The organism is Bacteroides oleiciplenus YIT 12058, assembly GCF_000315485.1.
Taxonomy (GTDB): Bacteria; Bacteroidota; Bacteroidia; order Bacteroidales; family Bacteroidaceae; genus Bacteroides; species Bacteroides oleiciplenus.
In genome coordinates, this window is record NZ_JH992946.1 from 287,236 (window position 1) to 310,872 (window position 23,637).

The following is a 23,637-nucleotide window of genomic DNA, read 5'->3' on the forward strand; positions in this document are numbered from 1 at the left end:
TCCTTTGAATTATTGAATTCTTTTCATACATTCGTTGCATGATTTTGATGTAACGATATATGTGGTTGACAAACTCTTTTCTTGACTATCTTCAATGTGAACGGAACTATTCCGAAGAGACTATAAAGTCTTATCGGGAAGATCTTCGTCAGTTTGAGGAATTTGCCAGGGAAGAACTTGGAGATTCGGCTCCATCGGAAGTAAAAGCTGAACTTGTTCGTGAATGGATTGTTTCTTTAATGGACAAGGGATATGCTTCTACTTCAATAAACCGGAAGTTGAGTTCGCTCAGGTCATTTTATAAATTCCTTTTACGGAAAGGTGAAGTGACGGTGAATCCATTGCAAAAGGTGACAGGTCCTAAGAACAAAAGGCCATTGCCTGCTTTTCTGAAAGAAAGTGAGATGGATAAACTATTGGATGAGGTTAATTTCGGTGAAGGATTTAAAGGGTGTCGTGATCATATGATTATTGAGATGTTTTATACTACCGGTATGAGGCTTTCTGAATTAATCGGACTGGACGACAAAGATGTGGATTTCTCCTCTTTGCTTATAAGGGTGACGGGGAAGCGGAATAAACAACGATTGATACCTTTTGATGAAGAGTTGAAAATTGCAATGACGGAGTATGTCAATGTAAGGAATGAGTCGATTCCAGTCCGTACGGGTGCTTTTTTTGTCCGTGAGAATGGAGAGCGGCTTTCCCGCAGTATTGTAGAAAATCTAGTGAAACGAAACCTGTCGAAGGTAGTGACGTTGAAAAAACGTAGTCCTCATGTGTTGAGGCATACTTTTGCTACGACTATGCTGAATCATGATGCAAAACTCGGAGCGATAAAGGAGCTTCTTGGACATGAAAGTTTAGCGACTACGGAAATTTATACGCATACTACTTTTGAAGAACTTAAAAAAGTGTATAACCAGGCTCATCCTCGGGCCTAAAAGTAAGGAGGTAAGTATGGAAGTAAGAATTCAATCAATTCACTTTGATGCGTCAGAGCAATTGCAGTCTTTTATTCAGAAGAAAGTCGCAAAGTTGGAGAAGTATTACGATGATATAAAGAAAGTAGAGGTGTCATTAAAGGTTGTTAAGCCAGAAACCGCAGAAAATAAAGAAGCCGGTGTGAAAGTGATCATTCCTAATGGTGAGTTTTATGCAAGCAAAATCTGCAATACGTTTGAAGAGTCGGTTGATTTAAGTGTCGAAGCCTTGGAAAAACAGCTGGTAAAACACAAGGAAAAACAACGGAGCAAATAAATTTTCGCTAAAATTTTGCGGAAAAGAAATAAATGCCTAAATTTGCAGCCGTTTCGCTCACGATAGAACGTAACGGTTGCATTTTTTGAGTAATTGCCTCTTTAGCTCAGCTGGCCAGAGCACGTGATTTGTAATCTCGGGGTCGTTGGTTCGAATCCGACAAGAGGCTCAAAAAAAACAATAAGGAAAAAAGAGTTCTTTATTTAAATGTAAGGGCAAATACCAGAGTGGCCAAATGGGGCAGACTGTAAATCTGCTGTCTTTCGACTTCGGTGGTTCGAATCCATCTTTGCCCACACCTCTTTTTCTTCTTGCTGTTATAGCTCAGCGGTAGAGCACTTCCTTGGTAAGGAAGAGGTCCCGGGTTCAAATCCCGGTAACAGCTCATGAATATGTAAATGCTGATTATTAATCAAATAAATAACAAGTAAAGCTATGGCTAAAGAGAAATTCGAACGTAAAAAACCGCATGTAAACATCGGTACAATCGGTCACGTTGACCACGGTAAAACCACGTTGACAGCTGCTATCACTACTGTGTTGGCAAAGAAAGGTCTTTCAGAAGTTAAGTCTTTCGACCAGATTGACAATGCTCCTGAAGAAAAGGAAAGAGGTATCACTATTAATACTTCTCATGTAGAGTATGAAACAGCTAACCGTCACTATGCACACGTAGACTGCCCGGGTCACGCCGACTACGTAAAGAACATGGTAACTGGTGCTGCTCAGATGGATGGTGCTATCATTGTAGTTGCTGCTACTGATGGTCCGATGCCTCAAACTCGTGAACACATCCTGTTGGCTCGTCAGGTAAACGTACCGAAGCTTGTTGTATTTATGAACAAGTGCGATATGGTTGATGACGAAGAAATGTTGGAGCTCGTTGAAATGGAAATGCGCGAATTGCTCGCTGCTTATGAATTCGACGGTGACAATACTCCTATTATCCGTGGCTCTGCTCTTGGTGCATTGAATGGTGTAGAAAAATGGGAAGACAAAGTAATGGAACTGATGGATGCAGTTGATACTTGGATTCCGCTGCCTCCGCGTGATGTTGATAAACCGTTCTTGATGCCGGTTGAAGATGTATTCTCTATTACTGGTCGTGGTACTGTTGCTACAGGTCGTATCGAAACTGGTATTATTCACGTAGGTGATGAAGTTGAGATCCTCGGCTTGGGTGAAGACAAGAAGTCTGTTGTAACTGGCGTTGAAATGTTCCGCAAATTGCTGGATCAGGGTGAAGCTGGTGATAACGTAGGTTTGTTGCTTCGTGGTGTTGATAAGAATGAAATCAAACGTGGTATGGTTCTTTGTAAACCTGGTCAGATTAAACCTCACTCTAAATTCAAAGCTTCTATCTATGTTTTGAAGAAAGAAGAAGGTGGTCGTCATACTCCGTTCCACAATAAATACCGTCCTCAATTCTATCTGCGTACTATGGACTGTACAGGTGAAATTACTCTTCCGGAAGGAACTGAAATGGTAATGCCTGGTGATAACGTTTCAATCAACGTAGAACTGATCTATCCGGTAGCTTTGAACGTAGGTTTGCGTTTCGCTATTCGTGAAGGTGGTCGTACGGTAGGTTCTGGTCAGATTACTGAAATTCTTGACTAATTACCAAATATCTTAATCAGTTCTCGGTAAATGCCGGGAACTGATTATGTTCACACGGGAGTAGCTCAGTTGGTAGAGCACCGGTCTCCAAAACCGGGTGTCGGGAGTTCGAGCCTCTCCTCCCGTGCTAATATTTTTGAAATGAAGAAGATTGTATCTTATATTAAAGAAACCTACGACGAACTTGTACATAAAGTGTCGTGGCCTACGTATTCTGAACTTACTAACAGTGCAGTAGTTGTTTTATATGCTTCCCTGCTTATTGCATTGGTGGTATTTGCGATGGACTTCTGTTTCCAGAACGTAATGGAGAAAATTATTTATCCACACTAAAAACGAGGGAAAATGTCTGAGATTGAAAAGAAATGGTACGTCCTGCGTGCTATTAGCGGAAAAGAAGCTAAGGTGAAGGAATACCTTGAAGCTGATATTAAAAACAGCGACCTTGGTGATTACGTATCTCAGGTATTGATTCCTACCGAAAAGGTTTATCAGGTTCGCAATGGAAAAAAAATTGTGAAAGAGAGAAGTTATCTCCCTGGTTACGTTTTGGTGGAGGCTGCTTTGGTAGGTGAGGTTTCTCACCACTTGAGAAATACTCCTAATGTGATTGGATTTTTGGGAGGATCGGATAAACCGGTTCCCTTGAGACAATCGGAAGTGAATCGTATACTTGGTACGGTGGACGAATTGCAGGATGCCAGTGAGGAACTGAGTACCCCGTATATAGTCGGCGAAACTGTAAAAGTAAATTACGGACCGTTCAGCGGATTCAGTGGCATCATTGAAGAAGTGAACACCGAGAAGAAGAAGCTTAAGGTCATGGTAAAGATATTCGGACGGAAAACTCCGCTCGAGTTGGGCTTTATGCAAGTTGAAAAAGAATAATGCAGGTGTTACGCTGTAGTATTCTTTATTAATGTTTATATATAAATCAATAAAAAAATGGCTAAAGAAGTTGCTGGACTAATCAAATTACAGATTAAAGGAGGCGCGGCAAACCCATCACCTCCCGTAGGACCTGCTTTAGGTTCTAAGGGTATTAACATCATGGAGTTTTGCAAGCAATTCAACGCCAGAACCCAGGACAAAGCAGGAAAAATTCTTCCTGTGATTATCACTTACTACGCAGATAAGTCTTTCGATTTTGTAATCAAGACTCCTCCCGTTGCTATTCAATTACTTGAAGTAGCTAAGGTAAAGAGTGGTTCTGCTGAGCCTAACCGTAAGAAAGTTGCTGAGTTAACTTGGGAACAGGTTCGTACGATTGCTCAGGACAAATTGGTGGACTTGAACTGTTTCACTGTAGAAGCTGCCATGAAGATGGTTGCTGGTACTGCTAGAAGTATGGGTATCACTGTAAAAGGGGAGTTCCCGGTTAATAACTAATAAACTTCAATTAGAATGGGTAAACTGACAAAAAAACAAAAGTTGGCTGCAGAGAAAATTGAAGCAGGGAAAGCATACTCACTGAAAGAAGCTGCATCTTTGGTAAAGGAAATCACTTATACCAAGTTTGATGCTTCACTGGATATCGACGTGCGTTTGGGCGTTGACCCGCGTAAGGCGAACCAGATGGTGAGAGGTGTTGTATCACTTCCTCACGGTACTGGTAAGGTTGTACGCGTTTTGGTGCTTTGTACACCGGATGCTGAAGCTGCTGCAAAAGAAGCCGGAGCTGACTACGTTGGTCTTGACGAATATATTGAAAAGATCAAAGGTGGATGGACTGATGTGGATGTAATCATCACTATGCCGTCTATCATGGGTAAAATTGGTGCACTCGGTCGTGTGCTCGGTCCTCGTGGATTGATGCCTAACCCGAAGAGTGGTACTGTAACTATGGATGTTGCTAAAGCTGTGAAAGAAGTAAAACAAGGCAAGATTGACTTTAAAGTTGATAAGAGCGGTATTGTTCATACTTCTATCGGTAAAGTTTCATTTGGCGTTGATCAAATTCGCGACAATGCGAAGGAATTCATGGCTACTTTGAATAAGTTGAAACCGACCGCAGCCAAGGGTACATATATTAAGAGTATTTATCTTTCTAGCACTATGAGTGCAGGTATCAAGATTGACCCGAAATCAATAGAAGAAATCTAATAAAACGGAGTAATAATGAGAAAGGAAGATAAAAGTACGATTATTGAGCAGATTGCTGCTACAGTAAAGGAATATAGTCACTTCTATTTGATTGATATCACTGCGATGAACGCTGCTGCTACAAGCGCGTTGAGAAGAGAATGTTTCAAATCTGACATCAAGTTGATGTTGATTAAGAATACGTTGCTTCACAAAGCATTGGAAAGTCTGGAAGAAGATTATTCTCCGCTTTATGGTTGCTTGAAAGGTACTACAGCGATTATGTTCTGTAATACTGCTAACTTACCTGCTAAGTTGATCAAAGCAAAGGCTAAAGACGGTATTCCCGGACTGAAAGCTGCATATGCAGAAGAAAGCTTCTATGTTGGTGCTGACCAGTTGGATGCTCTCGTTAGTATCAAGAGTAAGAATGAAGTTATTGCCGATATCGTTGCCTTGCTGCAATCGCCGGCCAAGAATGTTATTTCTGCTCTTCAATCAGGTGGAAACACCATTCACGGAGTTCTTAAGACTCTTGGTGAACGTACCGAAGCGTAAAAATGGGAAAGGTGTTACAACCTTGGGAGTAACGTCCCGAACAATTTTTTTATAAACAAATAAGTATTTAAACAATTAAAATCATACAAAAATGGCAGATTTGAAAGCTTTTGCAGAACAATTAGTTAACTTGACAGTAAAAGAAGTTAATGAACTTGCAACTATCCTTAAAGAAGAATATGGTATTGAACCTGCTGCTGCAGCTGTAGCTGTTGCTGCTGGTCCTGCAGCTGGTGGTGCTGCTGCCGCTGAAGAAAAAACTTCTTTTGATGTAGTATTGAAGAGCGCTGGCTCAGCTAAACTTCAGGTTGTTAAAGCCGTTAAGGAAGCTTGCGGTCTTGGTTTGAAGGAAGCTAAGGACTTGGTAGACGGTGCTCCTAGCGTAGTTAAAGAAGGTTTGGCTAAAGACGAAGCAGAATCATTGAAGAAAACATTGGAAGAAGCTGGAGCTGAAGTTGAACTTAAATAACATTAGCCTGTATATCAGGTAATTCGGTTAAGAACCCTTCAGAAGAGGGTTCTTAACCTTTTTGTGTATATATTTAAAATTAAGTTCTACAAATCCATTAACAGATGTCTTCAAATACTGTAAACCAAAGAATTAATTTTGCTTCGACTAAAAATCCACTTGAATATCCGGATTTTTTGGAAGTACAATTGAAGTCATTCAAAGACTTTTTACAACTGGATACCCCACCCGAAAAGCGTAAGAACGAGGGACTGTATAAAGTATTTGCTGAAAACTTCCCCATTGCCGATACAAGAAACAATTTTGTTCTTGAGTTTTTGGACTACTATATTGATCCGCCGCGCTATACTATCGATGATTGTATAGAGCGAGGGCTTACTTATAGCGTGCCCTTGAAAGCAAAATTGAAATTATACTGTACTGATCCCGATCATGAGGATTTTGATACGGTTATTCAGGATGTATTCCTCGGTCCTATTCCTTATATGACGGATAAGGCGACTTTCGTCATTAACGGTGCGGAACGTGTGGTTGTATCTCAGCTTCACCGTTCTCCGGGCGTATTCTTCGGTCAGAGCGTGCATGCTAATGGTACCAAACTTTATTCTGCCCGTATCATTCCGTTCAAAGGTTCTTGGATTGAGTTTGCTACTGATATTAACAATGTCATGTATGCGTACATCGACCGTAAGAAGAAGTTACCCGTTACTACTTTGTTGAGAGCTATCGGTTTTGAAAATGATAAGGACATCCTTGAAATTTTCAATTTGGCCGAGGATATTAAAGTCAATAAGACTAATCTCAAAAGAGTGTTGGGACGTAAGTTGGCGGCTCGTGTTTTGAAAACATGGATTGAGGATTTTGTAGACGAAGATACCGGTGAAGTTGTTTCCATTGAACGTAACGAAGTGGTTATTGACCGTGAAACAGTTATCGAACCGGAACATGTTGATATTATCTTAGAGTCAGGCGTTCAGAATATTCTTGTTCACAAGGAAGAGCCGAATCAGTCTGACTACTCTATCATATATAACACGCTTCAGAAAGACCCGAGTAATTCGGAAAAAGAAGCTGTACTGTACATCTATCGTCAGTTGCGTAATGCTGACCCTGCCGATGATGCCAGTGCACGTGAGGTCATCAACAACTTGTTCTTCTCTGAAAAGAGATATGACTTGGGTAATGTAGGTCGTTACAGGATCAACAAGAAGTTGAATCTGACGACTGATATGGATGTGCGTGTTCTGACAAAGGAAGATATTATTGAAATCATCAAGTACCTGATTGAGTTGATTAACTCAAAGGCTGATGTGGATGATATTGACCACTTGAGCAACCGTCGTGTGCGTACTGTAGGCGAGCAATTGTCTAATCAGTTTGCAGTTGGTTTGGCTCGTATGTCGCGTACAATTCGTGAGCGTATGAATGTACGTGACAATGAAGTGTTTACTCCGATTGACTTGATTAATGCAAAGACTATTTCTTCCGTAATCAATTCATTCTTCGGAACGAATGCTTTGTCTCAGTTTATGGACCAGACGAATCCGCTGGCTGAAATTACGCACAAGCGTCGTATGTCTGCCCTCGGTCCTGGTGGTTTGTCTCGTGAGCGTGCCGGATTTGAGGTACGTGACGTTCACTATACGCACTATGGTCGTCTTTGTCCGATTGAAACACCGGAAGGTCCAAACATCGGTTTGATTTCTTCTTTGTGCGTGTTTGCTAAGATTAATGTGCTTGGTTTCATCGAAACTCCATATCGTAAAGTTGAAAACGGTAAGGTAGATCTTTCTGATGAAGGTTTGGCATATTTGACTGCGGAAGAAGAAGAAGCTAAGATTATTGCTCAGGGTAATGCGCCATTGAATGATGATGGTACTTTTATTCGTGATAAAGTAAAAGCTCGTCAGGATGCTGACTATCCGGTGGTAACTCCGGATGAAGTAGAGTTGATGGATGTTTCTCCTCAGCAGATTGCTTCAATTGCCGCATCTTTGATTCCGTTCCTGGAACATGATGATGCCAATCGTGCGTTGATGGGGTCAAACATGATGCGCCAGGCAGTTCCTTTGCTGAAGAGCGAAGCTCCTATTGTAGGTACAGGTATTGAACGTCAGTTGGTTCGCGACTCTCGTACGCAAATCACGGCTGAAGGTGATGGTGTAATTGAGTTTGTTGATGCTACTGCTATCCGTATATTGTATGATCGTACGGAAGATGAAGAATTTGTAAGCTTCGAACCGGCATTGAAGGAATATCGCATTCCGAAGTGGCGTCGTACGAATCAGAATATGACGATTGACCTTCGTCCTATTTGTGAAAAAGGTCAGCGTGTAACGAAAGGTCAGATTCTGACTGAAGGTTATTCTACGGAAAAGGGTGAGTTGGCTTTGGGTAAAAACCTGTTGGTAGCTTACATGCCGTGGAAGGGTTACAACTATGAGGATGCTATCGTATTGAACGAACGTGTGGTTCGTGAAGATATATTGACTTCTATTCACGTAGAAGAATATTCATTGGAGGTTCGTGAAACGAAACGTGGTATGGAGGAATTGACTTCCGATATTCCGAACGTGAGTGAAGAAGCTACCAAAGATTTGGATGAAAACGGTATAGTACGTGTGGGGGCTCGCATCCAGCCGGGTGATATATTGATTGGTAAGATTACGCCGAAGGGTGAGTCTGATCCGTCACCGGAAGAGAAGTTGCTTCGTGCTATTTTTGGTGACAAGGCAGGAGATGTGAAAGATGCTTCTCTGAAAGCTTCTCCTTCTTTGAAGGGTGTGGTTATCGACAAGCGTTTGTTTTCACGTGTAATCAAGAGCCGTAGCTCCAAGTTGGCTGACAAGGCTTTGTTGCCGAAGATTGATGATGAGTTTGATGCAAAGGTTGCTGATTTGAGAGGCATTCTGATCAGAAAACTATTGAAGTTGACGGAGAATTATGTATCTGAAGGTGTGAAGGATTACATGGGTGCTGAGGTTATCTCAAAAGGCGCTAAATTCTCTCCTTCTGATTTTGGTGATTTGGACTTCACTTCAATCCAGTTAAGTAACTGGACGAATGATGCCCGTATTAACGGTATGATTCGTGACCTGGTGATGAACTTCATTAAGAAATATAAAGAACTGGATGCTGAACTGAAACGTAAGAAGTTTGCTATTACTATTGGTGACGAACTTCCTGCTGGTATTATTCAGATGGCAAAAGTTTATATTGCTAAAAAACGTAAGATTGGTGTAGGTGATAAGATGGCAGGTCGTCATGGTAACAAGGGTATTGTTTCCCGCGTTGTTCGTCAGGAAGATATGCCGTTCCTTGCTGATGGTACTCCGGTAGATATCGTATTGAATCCGTTAGGTGTGCCTTCTCGTATGAACATCGGTCAGATATTCGAGGCTGTATTGGGTAGTGCCGGTAGAAAGTTAGGTGTGAAGTTTGCTACTCCTATCTTTGATGGTGCTACATTGGATAACCTGAATGAGTGGACTGACAAGGCTGGTTTGCCACGTTATGGTAAGACTAAGTTGTATGATGGCGGTACGGGTGAACCGTTTGACCAACATGCTACGGTGGGGGTTACTTACATGTTGAAGTTGGGCCACATGGTTGAGGATAAGATGCATGCACGTTCTATCGGTCCGTACTCTCTGATTACTCAGCAGCCGTTAGGTGGTAAGGCGCAATTTGGTGGTCAGCGTTTCGGAGAAATGGAGGTTTGGGCGCTTGAAGCATTTGGTGCTGCGCACATTCTACAGGAAATCCTGACTATCAAATCCGATGACGTTGTTGGCCGTTCTAAAGCTTATGAAGCAATTGTGAAGGGTGAACCGATGCCGCAACCTGGCATTCCGGAATCACTCAATGTATTACTGCATGAGTTGAGAGGTCTGGGCCTTAGCATCAACCTGGAATAATTTGAAAAAATAGAGAATTGAGAACTAAAAAATAATAGTTCTCAATCCTTATTTTCTCAACATTCATTTTTTAATTTTCAATTCTCAATTAATATAAAAGTATGGCTTTTAGAAAAGATAACAAGATAAAGAGTAATTTCTCGAAGATCTCTATTGGTTTGGCTTCCCCGGAAGAAATTCTTGAGAATTCGAGTGGTGAAGTTTTAAAGCCTGAAACCATCAACTATCGTACGTATAAGCCTGAACGTGACGGTTTGTTCTGTGAGCGTATTTTTGGTCCGATCAAGGACTATGAATGCCATTGCGGTAAATACAAGCGTATTCGTTATAAAGGTATTGTTTGCGACCGTTGTGGTGTAGAAGTGACTGAGAAGAAAGTACGTCGTGAGCGTATGGGACACATCCAGTTGGTGGTGCCGGTAGCTCATATCTGGTATTTCCGTTCACTTCCTAATAAGATCGGTTATTTGCTGGGCTTGCCTACAAAGAAACTTGATTCTATTATTTATTATGAACGCTATGTGGTGATTCAGGCCGGTGTGATGTCGGGTGAAATTGCTGAATATGATCTGCTCTCAGAAGAAGAATATCTGGACTTGATGGAAAAATTGCCGAAAGACAATCAGTTTCTGGAAGATTCAGATCCTAATAAATTTATTGCTAGAATGGGTGCGGAAGCCATTTATGACTTGTTGGCCCGTCTGGACTTGGATGCATTGTCTTATGAATTGCGTCACCGTGCAGGTAATGATGCTTCTCAACAACGTAAGAATGAGGCTTTGAAGCGTCTTCAGGTTGTTGAGTCATTCCGTGCATCTCGCGGACGTAATAAGCCAGAGTGGATGATTGTGCGTATCGTGCCGGTTATTCCGCCTGAACTTCGTCCGTTGGTTCCGTTGGATGGTGGTCGTTTTGCTACGTCTGACTTGAATGACCTTTATCGTCGTGTGATTATCCGTAACAACCGTTTGAAGAGACTGATTGAGATTAAGGCTCCTGAAGTGATTTTGCGTAATGAAAAGCGTATGTTGCAGGAAGCTGTTGACTCATTGTTCGATAACTCACGCAAATCCAGCGCAGTGAAAACGGATGCTAACCGTCCTTTGAAATCTCTTTCTGATAGTTTGAAAGGTAAGCAAGGTCGTTTTCGTCAGAACTTGTTGGGTAAACGTGTTGACTACTCTGCACGTTCGGTAATTGTTGTTGGTCCGGAATTGAAAATGGGTGAATGCGGTATTCCTAAATTGATGGCTGCCGAACTGTACAAACCGTTCATTATACGTAAGTTGATTGAACGTGGTATTGTGAAGACAGTGAAGAGTGCCAAGAAGATTGTAGACCGTAAGGAAGCTGTTATCTGGGATATTCTGGAACATGTAATGAAAGGCCATCCGGTGCTATTGAACCGTGCGCCGACATTGCACCGTTTGGGTATTCAGGCATTCCAGCCTAAGATGATTGAAGGAAAGGCTATTCAGTTGCACCCGTTGGCATGTACGGCTTTCAATGCCGACTTCGACGGTGACCAGATGGCTGTTCACTTGCCTTTGAGTCATGAAGCAGTTCTGGAAGCTCAAATGTTGATGCTCCAATCTCATAATATCCTCAATCCTGCTAATGGTGCGCCTATCACTGTACCTTCTCAGGATATGGTACTCGGTTTGTATTATATCACAAAGCTACGTAAGGGTGCTAAGGGTGAAGGATTGATATTCTATGGTCCGGAAGAAGCTCTGATTGCCTACAATGAAGGAAAGGTAGATATCCATGCTCCGATTAGTGTTGTTGTGAAGGATGTGGATGAGAATGGCAATGTTATTGATACAATGATGCATGATACTTCAGTAGGACGTGTAATTGTTAATGAGATTGTTCCTCCTGAAGCTGGTTACATCAATACCATTATCTCTAAAAAATCACTTCGCGATATCATTAGTGATGTTATCAAGGTATGTGGTGTGGCAAAAGCTGCCGATTTCCTTGATGGTATCAAGAACTTAGGTTACCAGATGGCTTTCAAGGGTGGTTTGTCATTCAACTTGGGTGATATTATCATTCCGGAACAAAAAGAAACGTTGGTACAGAAAGGTTATGATGAAGTTGAGCAAGTTATCAACAACTATAACATGGGTTTCATTACCAACAACGAACGTTATAATCAGGTAATTGACATTTGGACACATGTTAACTCTGAGTTGTCTAACATCTTGATGAAGACTATTTCGAGCGATGATCAAGGTTTCAACTCTGTATATATGATGTTGGATTCCGGTGCTCGTGGTTCTAAAGAACAGATTCGTCAGTTGTCTGGTATGCGTGGTTTGATGGCAAAACCGCAGAAGGCAGGTGCAGAAGGTGGACAGATTATTGAAAACCCGATTCTTTCGAACTTTAAAGAAGGTCTTTCGGTGTTGGAGTACTTTATCTCTACCCACGGTGCCCGTAAAGGTTTGGCAGATACGGCATTGAAGACGGCTGATGCCGGATACTTGACGCGTCGTCTGGTAGACGTTTCTCATGATGTAATTATTAATGAAGAAGACTGCGGTACGCTCCGTGGATTAGTTTGTACAGACTTGAAGAATAACGATGAAGTTATTGCTACGTTGTATGAACGTATTCTTGGCCGTGTTTCCGTACATGATATTGTGCACCCTACAACTGGTGAATTGCTGGTTGCCGGTGGTGAAGAAATAACAGAAGAAGTAGCAAAGAAGATTCAGGATTCTCCGATTGAAAGTGTTGAAATACGTTCAGTATTGACTTGTGAATCGAAGAAAGGTGTTTGTGCTAAATGTTATGGACGTAACCTTGCAACGAGTCAGATGGTTCAGAGAGGTGAGGCTGTTGGTGTTATCGCTGCACAGTCTATCGGTGAGCCGGGTACACAGTTGACATTGCGTACATTCCATGCCGGTGGTACGGCTGCCAATATTGCAGCCAATGCAAGTATTGTAGCTAAGAATCCGGCACGTCTGGAATTCGAAGAACTTCGTACGGTAGATGTTGTCGATGAAGCTGGTGAACCTGCAAAAGTTGTGGTTGGTCGTTTGGCTGAAGTGCGCTTTGTAGACGTAAATACTGGTATTGTTCTTTCTACTCATAATGTGCCTTATGGCTCTACTCTCTATGCTGCTGATGGCGAGGTGGTAGAAAAAGGTAAGATGATTGCCCGTTGGGACCCGTTCAATGCTGTTATTATAACAGAAGCTACTGGTAAGATTGAATTTGAGGGCGTTATTGAGAACGTTACTTATAAGGTAGAATCTGATGAATCTACTGGTCTGCGCGAAATCATCATCATTGAGTCTAAGGATAAGACGAAAGTTCCGATGGCTCATATTATGACAGAAGACGGTGACCTTATTCGTACATATAACCTCCCTGTGGGTGGTCACGTAGTGGTAGAAAATAAACAAAAGGTAAAAGGCGGTGAAGTTATCGTGAAGATACCTCGTGCTGTTGGTAAGGCTGGTGATATCACGGGTGGTCTTCCGCGTGTAACAGAGTTATTTGAAGCTCGTAATCCGTCTAATCCTGCTGTTGTTTCTGAAATTGATGGTGAGGTTACAATGGGTAAGGTGAAACGTGGTAACCGCGAAATTGTTGTTACTTCTAAAACTGGTGAAGTTAAGAAGTACCTAGTGCCACTGTCAAAACAGATTCTGGTGCAGGAAAATGACTATGTACGTGCTGGTACTCCGTTGTCTGACGGAGCTACTACTCCTGCGGATATTCTTGCTATTAAAGGTCCTACGGCCGTTCAGGAATATATTGTGAACGAAGTACAGGATGTATATCGTCTGCAAGGTGTGAAGATTAATGATAAGCACTTTGAGATCATTGTTCGTCAGATGATGCGTAAAGTTGAAATCGATGAGCCGGGTGATACTCGCTTCCTGGAACAGCAGGTTGTGGACAAACTGGATTTCATGGAAGAAAATGATCGCATCTGGGGTAAGAAGGTTGTCGTTGATGCTGGTGATTCTCAAAATATGCAACCGGGACAGATTGTTACTGCCCGTAAGTTGCGTGATGAGAATAGTATGCTGAAACGTCGTGACTTGAAACCTGTTGAAGTACGTGATGCTGTTCCTGCGACTTCTACTCAGATTCTTCAGGGTATTACTCGTGCAGCTCTGCAAACTTCAAGCTTTATGTCAGCTGCTTCATTCCAGGAGACTACTAAGGTTTTGAATGAAGCTGCTATCAATGGTAAGGTGGACAAATTGGAAGGTATGAAGGAGAATGTCATCTGTGGTCACTTGATACCTGCTGGTACTGGTCAGCGTGAATTTGAAAAGATTATTGTTGGCTCCAAAGAAGAGTATGATCGTATTCTTGCTAATAAGAAGACGGTGCTGGATTACAACTCAATGGATGTTGAAGAATAAGATGTAATAAATACAATCAGTTGATTATTAAATAGGGAAGGGGAGATGTCTTTTATAGGATGTCTCCCCTTTTGTTTTTAGAATGAAATATTATTCTTACCTTTGGATGTTTTAAAGTTTAATCATAGAAAGAAAATGGAAAACAAGGAAATGAATAATCAGTTACAAATAGAATTGAAAGAAGATGTAGCACAAGGAACATATGCAAATTTAGCTGTTATCACACATTCTAGTTCTGAGTTTATTGTAGATTTTATACGTGTAATGCCGGGAATGCCCAAAGCTGGTGTAAAATCCCGTATTGTGCTGGCTCCGGAGCATGCAAAGAGATTATTGCGCGCTTTGGAAGAAAATATAGGTAAATATGAACGTACATTCGGACCTATCCGGTTGCTGGATGAACAATCAATTCCGCCTATGGTGAATCTCAAAGGGGAGGCATAAAATCAAAAAAAAACTTGTAGTGCATTGATTATTCAAATATTATTCGTATTTTTGCAGCCCAAAAGTGTATAGCTACGAAATTAATATAACAATAATATATAATTAAAAACAATTAAAATGCCTACAATTCAGCAATTAGTAAGAAAAGGACGCGAGGTGTTGGTGGAGAAAAGTAAGTCACCGGCTCTTGATTCATGTCCTCAAAGACGTGGCGTTTGCGTGAGAGTGTATACAACCACTCCGAAAAAACCGAATTCTGCAATGCGTAAAGTTGCACGTGTACGTTTGACCAATGGTAAAGAAGTGAACTCTTACATTCCGGGAGAAGGACATAACTTGCAGGAGCACTCTATCGTATTAGTACGCGGTGGTCGTGTGAAAGATCTTCCGGGTGTACGTTATCACATCGTTCGTGGAACATTGGATACTGCAGGTGTTGCAGGTCGTACTCAAAGACGTTCCAAATATGGCTCTAAGCGTCCGAAACCGGGACAGCAGGCTGCGCCGGCTAAGAAAAAGTAATTAAGTAGCCTTACACTGTAAACAGTTAAATTAAAAGTAATAACTTACGTTTTAGTTTATTGGAAATGCTAAAGGTTGAGTAAATTCTCCGGAGGGGGAGTTGAAGAAGTCAAGAAGTAAACAACCAAGAACGAAAACATTATTCTTTCAAACAAATGAGAAAAGCAAAACCAAAAAAACGCGTTATCCTGCCGGATCCCGTGTTTAATGATCAAAAGGTTTCAAAATTCGTAAACCATCTGATGTATGACGGAAAGAAGAATACCTCTTATGAAATCTTCTATGCCGCTTTGGAAACAGTAAAAGCAAAACTTCCTAACGAAGAAAAGTCTGCCCTAGAAATTTGGAAAAAGGCGCTGGATAATGTAACTCCGCAAGTTGAAGTAAAGTCCCGCCGTGTAGGTGGTGCGACATTCCAGGTTCCGACTGAAATCCGTCCGGATCGTAAGGAATCAGTTTCTATGAAGAACCTGATTATTTTTGCTCGTAAACGTGGTGGTAAATCAATGGCTGATAAATTGGCTGCTGAGATCATGGATGCATACAATGAACAAGGTGGCGCTTACAAACGTAAAGAAGATATGCATAGAATGGCTGAAGCTAACCGTGCATTTGCTCATTTCAGATTCTAATACTATAAGAATAACCGATAGATTAAAAACTTAAAGTAAAAGGAATTAAAAAATGGCTAAGCAAGATTTACATTTGACGCGTAATATTGGTATCATGGCTCACATCGATGCCGGAAAAACAACAACTTCTGAACGTATCCTGTTTTACACGGGTTTGACTCACAAAATTGGAGAAGTACATGATGGTGCTGCTACAATGGACTGGATGGCGCAGGAGCAGGAGCGTGGTATTACTATCACTTCTGCTGCTACTACAACTCGTTGGAAATATGCAGGTGATACTTATAAAATCAACTTGATTGATACTCCGGGACACGTTGACTTTACTGCTGAAGTAGAGCGTTCATTGCGTATCTTGGACGGTGCCGTTGCTGCATATTGTGCAGTAGGTGGTGTTGAACCGCAGTCTGAGACTGTATGGCGTCAAGCTGATAAATATAATGTGCCCCGTATCGCTTATGTGAACAAAATGGACCGTTCTGGTGCTGACTTCTTTGAGGTTGTTCGCCAGATGAAAGCTGTTTTGGGAGCTAATCCGTGTCCGATCGTTATTCCTATAGGTGCTGAAGAATCTTTTAAAGGTCTGGTAGATCTTGTAAAGATGAAAGCTATTTATTGGCATGATGAAACAATGGGTGCTGACTACACAGTAGAGGAGATCCCTGCTAATTTGGTTGAAGAAGCCAATGAGTGGAGAGATAAAATGCTTGAAAAGGTAGCAGAATTTGACGACGCTTTGATGGAGAAATATTTCGATGATCCTTCTACTATCACAGAAGAAGAAGTATTGAGAGCTCTTCGTAATGCTACTGTGCAGATGGCTGTCGTTCCAATGTTGTGTGGTTCTTCATTTAAGAATAAGGGCGTACAGACGTTGTTGGACTATGTTTGTGCATTTTTGCCATCTCCGCTAGATACGGAAAATGTAATCGGTACTAACCCTGATACGGGTGCCGAAGAAGACCGTAAACCAAGTGATGATGAGAAGACTTCAGCTTTGGCATTTAAGATTGCTACTGACCCGTATGTAGGTCGTTTGACTTTCTTCCGTGTTTACTCAGGCAAGATTGAAGCTGGCTCTTATATCTATAATTCTCGCTCTGGTAAGAAAGAACGCGTATCTCGTTTGTTCCAGATGCACTCAAATAAACAGAATCCGGTGGAGGTTATCGGGGCTGGTGATATTGGTGCTGGCGTTGGTTTCAAAGATATTCATACTGGAGATACTTTGTGTGATGAAACTGCACCGATTGTATTGGAATCTATGGACTTCCCGGAACCGGTTATTGGTATCGCAGTAGAGCCGAAGACTCAAAAAGATATGGATAAGCTGTCTAATGGTTTGGCTAAGTTGGCTGAAGAAGATCCGACGTTCACAGTGAAGACTGACGAACAGACTGGTCAGACAGTTATTTCGGGTATGGGTGAGCTTCATTTGGATATCATTATTGACCGTCTGAAACGTGAGTTTAAAGTAGAATGTAACCAAGGTAAACCCCAGGTTAACTACAAAGAGGCTATTACGAAGACCGTTAATTTGCGTGAGGTTTATAAGAAACAGTCTGGTGGACGTGGTAAATTTGCTGATATTATTGTGAATATTGGTCCGGCTGATGAAGACTTTACTCAAGGTGGTCTGCAGTTTGTTGATGAAGTGAAGGGCGGTAATATTCCTAAGGAGTTTATTCCATCTGTACAGAAGGGTTTCACAACTGCTATGAAAAATGGTGTGTTGGCTGGTTATCCTTTGGATTCATTGAAGGTAACATTGCTTGATGGTTCTTTCCATCCGGTTGACTCTGACCAGTTGTCATTCGAAATTTGTGCTATTCAGGCATATAAGAGTGCTTGTGCTAAAGCGGGTCCTGTGCTTATGGAACCTATCATGAAACTGGAAGTTGTAACTCCGGAAGAAAACATGGGTGATGTAATTGGTGACTTGAATAAACGCCGTGGTCAAGTAGAAGGTATGGAGTCTAGTCGTTCAGGTGCTCGTATTGTGAAGGCTATGGTTCCGTTGGCAGAAATGTTCGGATATGTAACAGCTTTGCGTACTATTACTTCAGGTCGTGCTACTTCATCAATGGTATATTCTCATCATGCTCAACTTTCCAACTCTATTGCAAAGGCAGTATTGGAAGAAGTGAAAGGTCGTGCTGATCTGATCTAAAAACATTAAAAATCCGTAGGCTAGCGAATGACTCTTAGCCTACGGAAATTTATCTTATTATAACTTTAATAATTAATAAAACTAATGAGTCAGAAAATTAGAATTAAATTGAAATCTTACGACCACAACTTGGTTGACAAGTCTGCTGAGAAGATTGTAAGAACGGTGAAGGCAACGGGCGCCATCGTTAGCGGTCCGATTCCTCTCCCTACGCACAAGCGTATCTTTACCGTGAACCGTTCGACTTTTGTTAATAAGAAGTCACGTGAACAGTTTGAACTCTCTTCTTATAAGAGATTGATCGACATCTATAGCTCAACTGCTAAGACTGTAGACGCTCTGATGAAGTTGGAGTTACCGAGTGGTGTGGAAGTAGAAATCAAAGTTTAGTATTTTAAATTTTAAGTGAAATGCCAGGATTATTAGGAAAAAAAATCGGAATGACATCCGTTTTCAGTGCCGAGGGTAAAAATGTACCATGCACTGTTATCGAAGCAGGTCCTTGTGTTGTTACTCAAGTTAAGACTGTAGAGAAAGATGGCTATGCAGCTGTTCAGTTGGGCTTCCAAGAAAAGAAGGAAAAGCACACAACGAAACCGTTGATGGGTCACTTTAAGAGAGCCGGAGTAACACCCAAGAAACACTTGGCTGAGTTCAAAGAATTTGAAACAGAATTGAATCTGGGTGATGCTGTTACCGTAGAGCTGTTTAATGACGCAACTTTTGTTGATGTTATTGGAACTTCTAAAGGTAAAGGTTTCCAAGGTGTAGTTAAAAGACATGGTTTTGGTGGTGTAGGTCAAGCTACTCACGGTCAGCACAACCGCGCTCGTAAGCCGGGTTCTATTGGTGCCTGTTCATACCCTGCAAAAGTATTCAAAGGAATGCGTATGGGTGGTCAACTTGGTGGTGATAGGGTGACTGTTCAAAACTTACAGGTATTAAAGGTTCTTCCGGATCACAACCTTCTTTTGATTAAGGGTTCTGTTCCCGGTTGCAAAGGTTCAATCGTAATAATTGAGAAATAATGGAAGTTAACGTATATAACATTAAAGGTGAAGACACTGGGAGAAAGATTACGTTAAACGAATCTATCTTCGGAATTGAGCCCAACGACCACGCTATCTATTTGGACGTAAAGCAATTTATGGCTAATCAGCGTCAGGGTACACATAAATCAAAAGAAAGAAGTGAGATTAGTGGTTCTACCCGTAAGATCGGTCGTCAGAAAGGTGGCGGTGGTGCACGGCGTGGTGATATGAACTCTCCGGTTCTTGTTGGCGGTGCTCGTGTTTTCGGGCCTAAACCGAGAGATTACTACTTCAAGTTGAATAAAAAAGTAAAGACATTAGCTCGTAAGTCGGCTTTAGCATATAAAGCTCAGAATAATGCGGTTGTTATTGTAGAAGACTTCAATTTTGAAGCTCCGAAAACGAAAGAATTCGTTGCAATGACAAAAAACCTTAAAGTTTCTGACAAAAAGCTGCTTGTGATTTTACCGGAAGCAAATAAAAACGTATATTTGTCGGCTCGTAATGTGGAAAGTGCAAATGTACAGACTATCTCAGGATTAAATACTTACAGAGTATTGAATGCTGGGGTTGTTGTGTTTACTGAAAGCGCTCTTTCGGCTATTGACAATATCTTAATGTAAAAAGGAGGCTTAAATAATGGGAATTATTATTAAACCGTTAGTAACAGAGAAAATGACAGCGATTACAGATAAGACGAACAATCGTTTCGGCTTTATCGTGCGTCCTGAAGCTAACAAACTGGAAATTAAGAGTGAAGTTGAAGCCTTATATAACGTTACGGTAGTTGATGTGAATACAGTTAAGTATGCTGGCAAAAATAAGAGCCGTTATACAAAAGCAGGTATCATCAATGGTCGTACGAATGCTTATAAGAAAGCAGTCGTTACGTTGAAAGAAGGAGATACTATTGATTTTTATAGCAATATTTAAAAGAAATGGCAGTACGTAAATTTAAGCCCACAACACCGGGGCAGAGACATAAAGTTATTGGTACCTATGAGGAAATTACTGCGCGGGTACCAGAAAAATCTCTTGTTTTTGGCAAGAAGTCTTCAGGTGGTCGTAACAACGAAGGTAAGATGACTATGCGCTACATTGGTGGCGGTCACAAGAAGATTATCAGAATTGTAGATTTCAAGAGAAATAAGGACGGTGTGCCTGCAGTGGTTAAAACAATTGAATACGATCCGAATCGTTCGGCTCGTATTGCTTTGTTGTTTTATGCAGATGGAGAGAAAAGATATATAATTGCTCCCAATGGATTGCAAGTAGGTGCGACTTTAATGTCAGGTGAAACTGCAGCTCCGGAAATCGGAAATGCACTTCCTCTTCAGAATATTCCGGTTGGTACTGTAATTCACAATATTGAATTACGTCCGGGCCAGGGTGCAGCTTTGGTTCGCTCAGCAGGTAATTTTGCTCAGTTAACTTCAAGAGAGGGTAAATATTGTGTAATCAAATTGCCTTCAGGTGAAGTTAGACAAATACTTAGCACTTGTAAAGCTACTATCGGTAGTGTTGGTAACTCAGATCATGGATTGGAGAGTTCAGGTAAAGCTGGACGCTCTCGTTGGATGGGCCGTCGCCCGCGTAACCGTGGTGTTGTAATGAACCCGGTTGATCACCCGATGGGTGGTGGTGAAGGACGTGCTTCAGGAGGACACCCAAGATCTCGTAAGGGATTGTATGCTAAGGGACTTAAGACTAGAGCTCCGAAGAAACAATCGTCTAAGTATATTATTGAGAGAAGAAAGAAGTAATCTGATTAATTGAGTAAACTATGAGTCGTTCATTAAAAAAAGGTCCGTATATTAACGTTAAGCTTGAGAAGAGAGTTCTTGCTATGAATGAATCTGGCAAGAAAATTGTTGTTAAGACTTGGGCCAGAGCTTCAATGATTTCGCCTGATTTCGTAGGCCATACCGTTGCAGTTCATAACGGAAATAAATTTATTCCTGTATACGTTACCGAGAATATGGTAGGTCACAAGTTGGGCGAATTTGCTCCAACTCGTACTTTCAGAGGACACGCCGGTAACAAGAAAAGATAACAGGATTTATCTGAAATAATAAAGTATAAATATAATGGGAGCAAGAAAAAAAATATCGGCTGATAAAAGAAAAGAAGCCCTTAAAACCATGTATTTTGCAAAGTTGCAGAATGTTCCTACTTCCCCTCGCAAGATGCGTCTCGTGGCTGACATGATCCGCGGGATGGAAGTGAACAGAGCACTTGGCGTTTTGAAGTTTTCTTCAAAAGAAGCAGCTGCCAGAGTTGAGAAATTACTGCGCTCTGCAATTGCTAACTGGGAGCAGAAAAACGAACGTAAAGCTGAAAGTGGTGAGTTATTTGTAACTAAGATTTTTGTTGATGGTGGTGCTACACTCAAAAGAATGAGACCAGCTCCGCAGGGAAGAGGTTACAGAATTCGTAAACGTTCAAATCACGTGACGTTGTTCGTTGGTTCTAAAAGTAATAACGAAGATCAAAATTAAGGTAAATGGGACAAAAAGTTAATCCAATAAGCAACCGTTTAGGAATTATCAGAGGATGGGATTCCAATTGGTATGGTGGAAATAATTACGGCGATTCTTTGCTGGAAGATAGCAAGATTCGTAAATATTTGAACGCTAGACTTGCAAAAGCCAGTGTGTCAAGAATCGTAATTGAACGTACACTGAAACTCGTGACTATTACCGTTTGCACTGCACGTCCGGGTATTATTATCGGTAAGGGTGGCCAGGAAGTTGATAAGTTGAAAGAGGAGTTGAAGAAGGTTACCGATAAGGATATTCAGATCAATATCTTCGAAGTGAAAAGGCCTGAGTTGGATGCTGTTATTGTTGCAAATAACATCGCTCGTCAGGTAGAGGGAAAGATTGCCTATCGCCGTGCCATTAAGATGGCTATCGCTAACACTATGCGTATGGGTGCTGAAGGTATCAAGGTTCAGATTTCAGGACGTTTGAATGGAGCTGAAATGGCTCGTTCTGAAATGTATAAGGAAGGAAGAACTCCGTTGCACACTTTCAGAGCAGATATCGACTATTGTCATGCAGAAGCATTGACTAAGGTTGGTCTTCTCGGTATTAAAGTTTGGATTTGTAGAGGTGAAGTATTTGGTAAGAGAGAATTAGCTCCGAACTTTACTCAAAGCAAAGAAGGTGGTCGTGGAAGCAATAGCGGAAACAATAGCGGAAAGAACTTCAAAAGAAAGAAAAATAATCGCTAAACGAATTTGAATTTTAGGAATTATGTTACAACCGAAAAAGACAAAATTCAGAAGACAACAAAAAGGCCGTCAAAAAGGTATTGCCCAAAGAGGTAACCAATTGGCTTTCGGCTCTTTTGGAATTAAGGCTTTGGAAACAAAATGGATTACAGGCCGTCAAATCGAAGCTGCTCGTATTGCAGTGACAAGATATATGCAACGTCAAGGACAAATTTGGATTCGTATTTTCCCGGATAAACCTATTACCAGAAAGCCTGCCGATGTACGTATGGGTAAAGGTAAGGGTGCTCCAGAGGGCTTTGTTGCTCCTGTAACGCCGGGAAGAATTATTATCGAAGCTGAAGGAGTATCTTATGAAATCGCAAAAGAAGCTTTGCGCTTGGCTGCACAAAAGCTTCCTATTACAACGAAGTTTGTTGTAAGACGTGATTATGATATTCAAAATCAAAATGCGTAGTGGATATGAAAATAGCAGAAATTAAAGAGATGCCTACCAATGACTTGGTAGAAAGAGTAGAGGCAGAAGTGACGAATTATAACCAGATGGTTTTAAATCATTCTATTTCTCCTTTGGATAATCCTGCTCAGATCAAACAATTACGCAGGACTATTGCGCGTATGAAAACAGAATTACGCCAAAGAGAACTTAACAATAAATGATGAGTTTGATGGAAGCAAGAAATTTAAGAAAAGAAAGAACTGGGGTTGTGCTGAGCAATAAAATGGATAAAACCATCACAGTAGCAGCTAAATTTAAGGAAAAGCACCCCATATATGGCAAGTTCGTTAGCAAAACGAAGAAGTACCATGCTCATGATGAAAAGAATGAGTGCAATATCGGCGATACTGTACACATCATGGAAACTCGTCCTTTGAGCAAGACTAAGAGATGGAGATTAGTAGAAATAATTGAAAGAGCGAAGTAATTATGATACAAGTAGAATCCAGACTTATAGTATGTGATAATAGTGGAGCAAAAGAAGCTCTCTGTATTCGTGTTTTGGGCGGTACAGGTCGTCGTTATGCTTCAGTAGGAGACGTGATTGTTGTTTCAGTAAAGAGCGTTATCCCTTCAAGTGATATTAAAAAAGGTGCAGTGTCTAAAGCTTTGATCGTACGTACTAAGAAAGAAATCCGTCGTCCCGATGGCTCTTATATACGTTTTGATGATAATGCTTGTGTGTTGTTGAACAACGCAGGCGAGATTAGAGGTAGTCGTATTTTCGGTCCGGTAGCAAGAGAACTTCGTGCTACTAACATGAAAGTTGTGTCACTCGCCCCTGAAGTACTTTAATTTTGTAAA

27 protein-coding genes and 4 tRNA genes are annotated in these 23,637 nt (G+C 41.3%); all 31 read left to right on the forward strand.

What is annotated here, in order from left to right; all coding sequences use genetic code 11:
- Positions 1 to 59 precede the first annotated feature (59 nt).
- The 31 genes from xerC to rplN all read left to right on the forward strand — a co-directional run bounded on the left by xerC (position 60) and on the right by rplN (position 23,628).
- A complete protein-coding gene (xerC, locus tag HMPREF9447_RS25650) occupies positions 60 to 944 on the forward strand; it encodes a tyrosine recombinase XerC (RefSeq protein WP_009132578.1) in 885 nt (294 codons plus the stop codon).
- Positions 945 to 960: 16 nt separating this feature from the next.
- Positions 961 to 1,260 carry a ribosome hibernation-promoting factor, HPF/YfiA family gene (gene hpf, locus HMPREF9447_RS25655; protein ID WP_009132579.1) on the forward strand — a complete coding sequence of 100 codons (300 nt, stop codon included), beginning with the start codon at positions 961 to 963 and terminating at the stop codon, positions 1,258 to 1,260.
- Positions 1,261 to 1,355: 95 nt separating this feature from the next.
- Positions 1,356 to 1,429 (forward strand) — tRNA-Thr (locus HMPREF9447_RS25660).
- A gap of 44 nt (positions 1,430 to 1,473) precedes the next feature.
- A tRNA-Tyr gene (locus tag HMPREF9447_RS25665) sits at positions 1,474 to 1,556 on the forward strand.
- 17 nt (positions 1,557 to 1,573) lie between these two features.
- Positions 1,574 to 1,645: transfer RNA gene (locus HMPREF9447_RS25670), tRNA-Thr, on the forward strand.
- A 50-nt stretch (positions 1,646 to 1,695) separates the two neighbouring features.
- Complete coding sequence (tuf, locus tag HMPREF9447_RS25675; RefSeq protein ID WP_009132580.1) at positions 1,696 to 2,880, forward strand: elongation factor Tu; 1,185 nt, start codon at positions 1,696 to 1,698, stop codon at positions 2,878 to 2,880.
- A gap of 54 nt (positions 2,881 to 2,934) precedes the next feature.
- Positions 2,935 to 3,007 (forward strand) — tRNA-Trp (locus HMPREF9447_RS25680).
- A 14-nt stretch (positions 3,008 to 3,021) separates the two neighbouring features.
- Complete coding sequence (secE, locus tag HMPREF9447_RS28045) at positions 3,022 to 3,213, forward strand: preprotein translocase subunit SecE (protein ID WP_044138748.1); 192 nt, start codon at positions 3,022 to 3,024, stop codon at positions 3,211 to 3,213.
- A gap of 12 nt (positions 3,214 to 3,225) precedes the next feature.
- On the forward strand, positions 3,226 to 3,768 hold the full coding sequence (gene nusG / locus HMPREF9447_RS25690; protein ID WP_009132581.1) for a transcription termination/antitermination protein NusG: 543 nt from the start codon (positions 3,226 to 3,228) through the stop codon (positions 3,766 to 3,768).
- Between the two features lie 57 nt (positions 3,769 to 3,825).
- A complete protein-coding gene (gene rplK / locus HMPREF9447_RS25695; protein ID WP_009132582.1) occupies positions 3,826 to 4,269 on the forward strand; it encodes a 50S ribosomal protein L11 in 444 nt (147 codons plus the stop codon).
- Between the two features lie 15 nt (positions 4,270 to 4,284).
- Positions 4,285 to 4,983: a 50S ribosomal protein L1 gene (rplA, locus tag HMPREF9447_RS25700; RefSeq protein WP_009132583.1), complete on the forward strand. Its 699-nt coding sequence runs from the start codon at positions 4,285 to 4,287 to the stop codon at positions 4,981 to 4,983.
- A gap of 15 nt (positions 4,984 to 4,998) precedes the next feature.
- Positions 4,999 to 5,520: a 50S ribosomal protein L10 gene (gene rplJ, locus HMPREF9447_RS25705; protein WP_009132584.1), complete on the forward strand. Its 522-nt coding sequence runs from the start codon at positions 4,999 to 5,001 to the stop codon at positions 5,518 to 5,520.
- 91 nt (positions 5,521 to 5,611) lie between these two features.
- The gene (gene rplL, locus HMPREF9447_RS25710) at positions 5,612 to 5,989 is read left to right on the forward strand and encodes a 50S ribosomal protein L7/L12 (RefSeq protein WP_007212059.1); all 378 of its coding nucleotides are present in this window, start codon (positions 5,612 to 5,614) and stop codon (positions 5,987 to 5,989) included.
- A gap of 104 nt (positions 5,990 to 6,093) precedes the next feature.
- Positions 6,094 to 9,906 carry a DNA-directed RNA polymerase subunit beta gene (gene rpoB / locus HMPREF9447_RS25715; RefSeq protein WP_009132585.1) on the forward strand — a complete coding sequence of 1,271 codons (3,813 nt, stop codon included), beginning with the start codon at positions 6,094 to 6,096 and terminating at the stop codon, positions 9,904 to 9,906.
- Positions 9,907 to 10,007: 101 nt separating this feature from the next.
- The gene (gene rpoC / locus HMPREF9447_RS25720) at positions 10,008 to 14,300 is read left to right on the forward strand and encodes a DNA-directed RNA polymerase subunit beta' (protein WP_009132586.1); all 4,293 of its coding nucleotides are present in this window, start codon (positions 10,008 to 10,010) and stop codon (positions 14,298 to 14,300) included.
- Positions 14,301 to 14,435: 135 nt separating this feature from the next.
- Complete coding sequence (locus HMPREF9447_RS25725; protein WP_009132587.1) at positions 14,436 to 14,744, forward strand: DUF3467 domain-containing protein; 309 nt, start codon at positions 14,436 to 14,438, stop codon at positions 14,742 to 14,744.
- Positions 14,745 to 14,861: 117 nt separating this feature from the next.
- Entirely contained in the window at positions 14,862 to 15,266 is a 405-nt protein-coding gene (gene rpsL, locus HMPREF9447_RS25730; protein WP_009132588.1) for a 30S ribosomal protein S12, read from the forward strand.
- Positions 15,267 to 15,421: 155 nt separating this feature from the next.
- The gene (gene rpsG / locus HMPREF9447_RS25735; protein WP_007662138.1) at positions 15,422 to 15,898 is read left to right on the forward strand and encodes a 30S ribosomal protein S7; all 477 of its coding nucleotides are present in this window, start codon (positions 15,422 to 15,424) and stop codon (positions 15,896 to 15,898) included.
- Positions 15,899 to 15,950: 52 nt separating this feature from the next.
- The gene (gene fusA / locus HMPREF9447_RS25740) at positions 15,951 to 18,068 is read left to right on the forward strand and encodes an elongation factor G (protein WP_009132589.1); all 2,118 of its coding nucleotides are present in this window, start codon (positions 15,951 to 15,953) and stop codon (positions 18,066 to 18,068) included.
- 84 nt (positions 18,069 to 18,152) lie between these two features.
- The gene (rpsJ, locus tag HMPREF9447_RS25745; RefSeq protein WP_002558075.1) at positions 18,153 to 18,458 is read left to right on the forward strand and encodes a 30S ribosomal protein S10; all 306 of its coding nucleotides are present in this window, start codon (positions 18,153 to 18,155) and stop codon (positions 18,456 to 18,458) included.
- A 20-nt stretch (positions 18,459 to 18,478) separates the two neighbouring features.
- Positions 18,479 to 19,096, forward strand: a complete 618-nt coding sequence (gene rplC / locus HMPREF9447_RS25750; RefSeq protein WP_009132590.1) for a 50S ribosomal protein L3 — start codon at positions 18,479 to 18,481, stop codon at positions 19,094 to 19,096.
- Positions 19,096 to 19,722, forward strand: a complete 627-nt coding sequence (gene rplD / locus HMPREF9447_RS25755) for a 50S ribosomal protein L4 (RefSeq protein ID WP_009132591.1) — start codon at positions 19,096 to 19,098, stop codon at positions 19,720 to 19,722. The genes rplC and rplD overlap by 1 nt, the downstream gene beginning before the upstream one ends.
- Positions 19,723 to 19,738: 16 nt before the next feature.
- Positions 19,739 to 20,032 (forward strand): 50S ribosomal protein L23, encoded by a 294-nt coding sequence (gene rplW / locus HMPREF9447_RS25760; protein WP_009132592.1) that lies wholly within the window; start codon positions 19,739 to 19,741, stop codon positions 20,030 to 20,032.
- 5 nt (positions 20,033 to 20,037) lie between these two features.
- Entirely contained in the window at positions 20,038 to 20,862 is an 825-nt protein-coding gene (gene rplB, locus HMPREF9447_RS25765) for a 50S ribosomal protein L2 (RefSeq protein WP_009132593.1), read from the forward strand.
- A 20-nt stretch (positions 20,863 to 20,882) separates the two neighbouring features.
- On the forward strand, positions 20,883 to 21,152 hold the full coding sequence (gene rpsS / locus HMPREF9447_RS25770; RefSeq protein ID WP_009132594.1) for a 30S ribosomal protein S19: 270 nt from the start codon (positions 20,883 to 20,885) through the stop codon (positions 21,150 to 21,152).
- Positions 21,153 to 21,186: 34 nt separating this feature from the next.
- The gene (gene rplV, locus HMPREF9447_RS25775) at positions 21,187 to 21,597 is read left to right on the forward strand and encodes a 50S ribosomal protein L22 (RefSeq protein WP_009125136.1); all 411 of its coding nucleotides are present in this window, start codon (positions 21,187 to 21,189) and stop codon (positions 21,595 to 21,597) included.
- A gap of 5 nt (positions 21,598 to 21,602) precedes the next feature.
- Positions 21,603 to 22,334: a 30S ribosomal protein S3 gene (rpsC, locus tag HMPREF9447_RS25780; protein WP_009132595.1), complete on the forward strand. Its 732-nt coding sequence runs from the start codon at positions 21,603 to 21,605 to the stop codon at positions 22,332 to 22,334.
- Positions 22,335 to 22,356: 22 nt separating this feature from the next.
- Complete coding sequence (gene rplP / locus HMPREF9447_RS25785) at positions 22,357 to 22,791, forward strand: 50S ribosomal protein L16 (RefSeq protein ID WP_007212073.1); 435 nt, start codon at positions 22,357 to 22,359, stop codon at positions 22,789 to 22,791.
- Between the two features lie 5 nt (positions 22,792 to 22,796).
- A complete protein-coding gene (gene rpmC / locus HMPREF9447_RS25790; protein ID WP_009132596.1) occupies positions 22,797 to 22,994 on the forward strand; it encodes a 50S ribosomal protein L29 in 198 nt (65 codons plus the stop codon).
- Positions 22,991 to 23,260, forward strand: a complete 270-nt coding sequence (gene rpsQ, locus HMPREF9447_RS25795; RefSeq protein WP_005825701.1) for a 30S ribosomal protein S17 — start codon at positions 22,991 to 22,993, stop codon at positions 23,258 to 23,260. The genes rpmC and rpsQ overlap by 4 nt, the downstream gene beginning before the upstream one ends.
- A gap of 2 nt (positions 23,261 to 23,262) precedes the next feature.
- A complete protein-coding gene (rplN, locus tag HMPREF9447_RS25800; protein WP_009132597.1) occupies positions 23,263 to 23,628 on the forward strand; it encodes a 50S ribosomal protein L14 in 366 nt (121 codons plus the stop codon).
- The last annotated feature ends 9 nt before the right edge of the window (positions 23,629 to 23,637 follow it).

Coding starts and splice junctions, on each gene's coding strand:
- xerC (WP_009132578.1), top strand. CDS start 60: ATGTGGTTGACAAACTCTTTTCTTGACTATCTTCAATGTGAACGGAAC.
- hpf (WP_009132579.1), top strand. CDS start 961: ATGGAAGTAAGAATTCAATCAATTCACTTTGATGCGTCAGAGCAATTG.
- tuf (WP_009132580.1), top strand. CDS start 1,696: ATGGCTAAAGAGAAATTCGAACGTAAAAAACCGCATGTAAACATCGGT.
- secE (WP_044138748.1), top strand. CDS start 3,022: ATGAAGAAGATTGTATCTTATATTAAAGAAACCTACGACGAACTTGTA.
- nusG (WP_009132581.1), top strand. CDS start 3,226: ATGTCTGAGATTGAAAAGAAATGGTACGTCCTGCGTGCTATTAGCGGA.
- rplK (WP_009132582.1), top strand. CDS start 3,826: ATGGCTAAAGAAGTTGCTGGACTAATCAAATTACAGATTAAAGGAGGC.
- rplA (WP_009132583.1), top strand. CDS start 4,285: ATGGGTAAACTGACAAAAAAACAAAAGTTGGCTGCAGAGAAAATTGAA.
- rplJ (WP_009132584.1), top strand. CDS start 4,999: ATGAGAAAGGAAGATAAAAGTACGATTATTGAGCAGATTGCTGCTACA.
- rplL (WP_007212059.1), top strand. CDS start 5,612: ATGGCAGATTTGAAAGCTTTTGCAGAACAATTAGTTAACTTGACAGTA.
- rpoB (WP_009132585.1), top strand. CDS start 6,094: ATGTCTTCAAATACTGTAAACCAAAGAATTAATTTTGCTTCGACTAAA.
- rpoC (WP_009132586.1), top strand. CDS start 10,008: ATGGCTTTTAGAAAAGATAACAAGATAAAGAGTAATTTCTCGAAGATC.
- HMPREF9447_RS25725 (WP_009132587.1), top strand. CDS start 14,436: ATGGAAAACAAGGAAATGAATAATCAGTTACAAATAGAATTGAAAGAA.
- rpsL (WP_009132588.1), top strand. CDS start 14,862: ATGCCTACAATTCAGCAATTAGTAAGAAAAGGACGCGAGGTGTTGGTG.
- rpsG (WP_007662138.1), top strand. CDS start 15,422: ATGAGAAAAGCAAAACCAAAAAAACGCGTTATCCTGCCGGATCCCGTG.
- fusA (WP_009132589.1), top strand. CDS start 15,951: ATGGCTAAGCAAGATTTACATTTGACGCGTAATATTGGTATCATGGCT.
- rpsJ (WP_002558075.1), top strand. CDS start 18,153: ATGAGTCAGAAAATTAGAATTAAATTGAAATCTTACGACCACAACTTG.
- rplC (WP_009132590.1), top strand. CDS start 18,479: ATGCCAGGATTATTAGGAAAAAAAATCGGAATGACATCCGTTTTCAGT.
- rplD (WP_009132591.1), top strand. CDS start 19,096: ATGGAAGTTAACGTATATAACATTAAAGGTGAAGACACTGGGAGAAAG.
- rplW (WP_009132592.1), top strand. CDS start 19,739: ATGGGAATTATTATTAAACCGTTAGTAACAGAGAAAATGACAGCGATT.
- rplB (WP_009132593.1), top strand. CDS start 20,038: ATGGCAGTACGTAAATTTAAGCCCACAACACCGGGGCAGAGACATAAA.
- rpsS (WP_009132594.1), top strand. CDS start 20,883: ATGAGTCGTTCATTAAAAAAAGGTCCGTATATTAACGTTAAGCTTGAG.
- rplV (WP_009125136.1), top strand. CDS start 21,187: ATGGGAGCAAGAAAAAAAATATCGGCTGATAAAAGAAAAGAAGCCCTT.
- rpsC (WP_009132595.1), top strand. CDS start 21,603: ATGGGACAAAAAGTTAATCCAATAAGCAACCGTTTAGGAATTATCAGA.
- rplP (WP_007212073.1), top strand. CDS start 22,357: ATGTTACAACCGAAAAAGACAAAATTCAGAAGACAACAAAAAGGCCGT.
- rpmC (WP_009132596.1), top strand. CDS start 22,797: ATGAAAATAGCAGAAATTAAAGAGATGCCTACCAATGACTTGGTAGAA.
- rpsQ (WP_005825701.1), top strand. CDS start 22,991: ATGATGAGTTTGATGGAAGCAAGAAATTTAAGAAAAGAAAGAACTGGG.
- rplN (WP_009132597.1), top strand. CDS start 23,263: ATGATACAAGTAGAATCCAGACTTATAGTATGTGATAATAGTGGAGCA.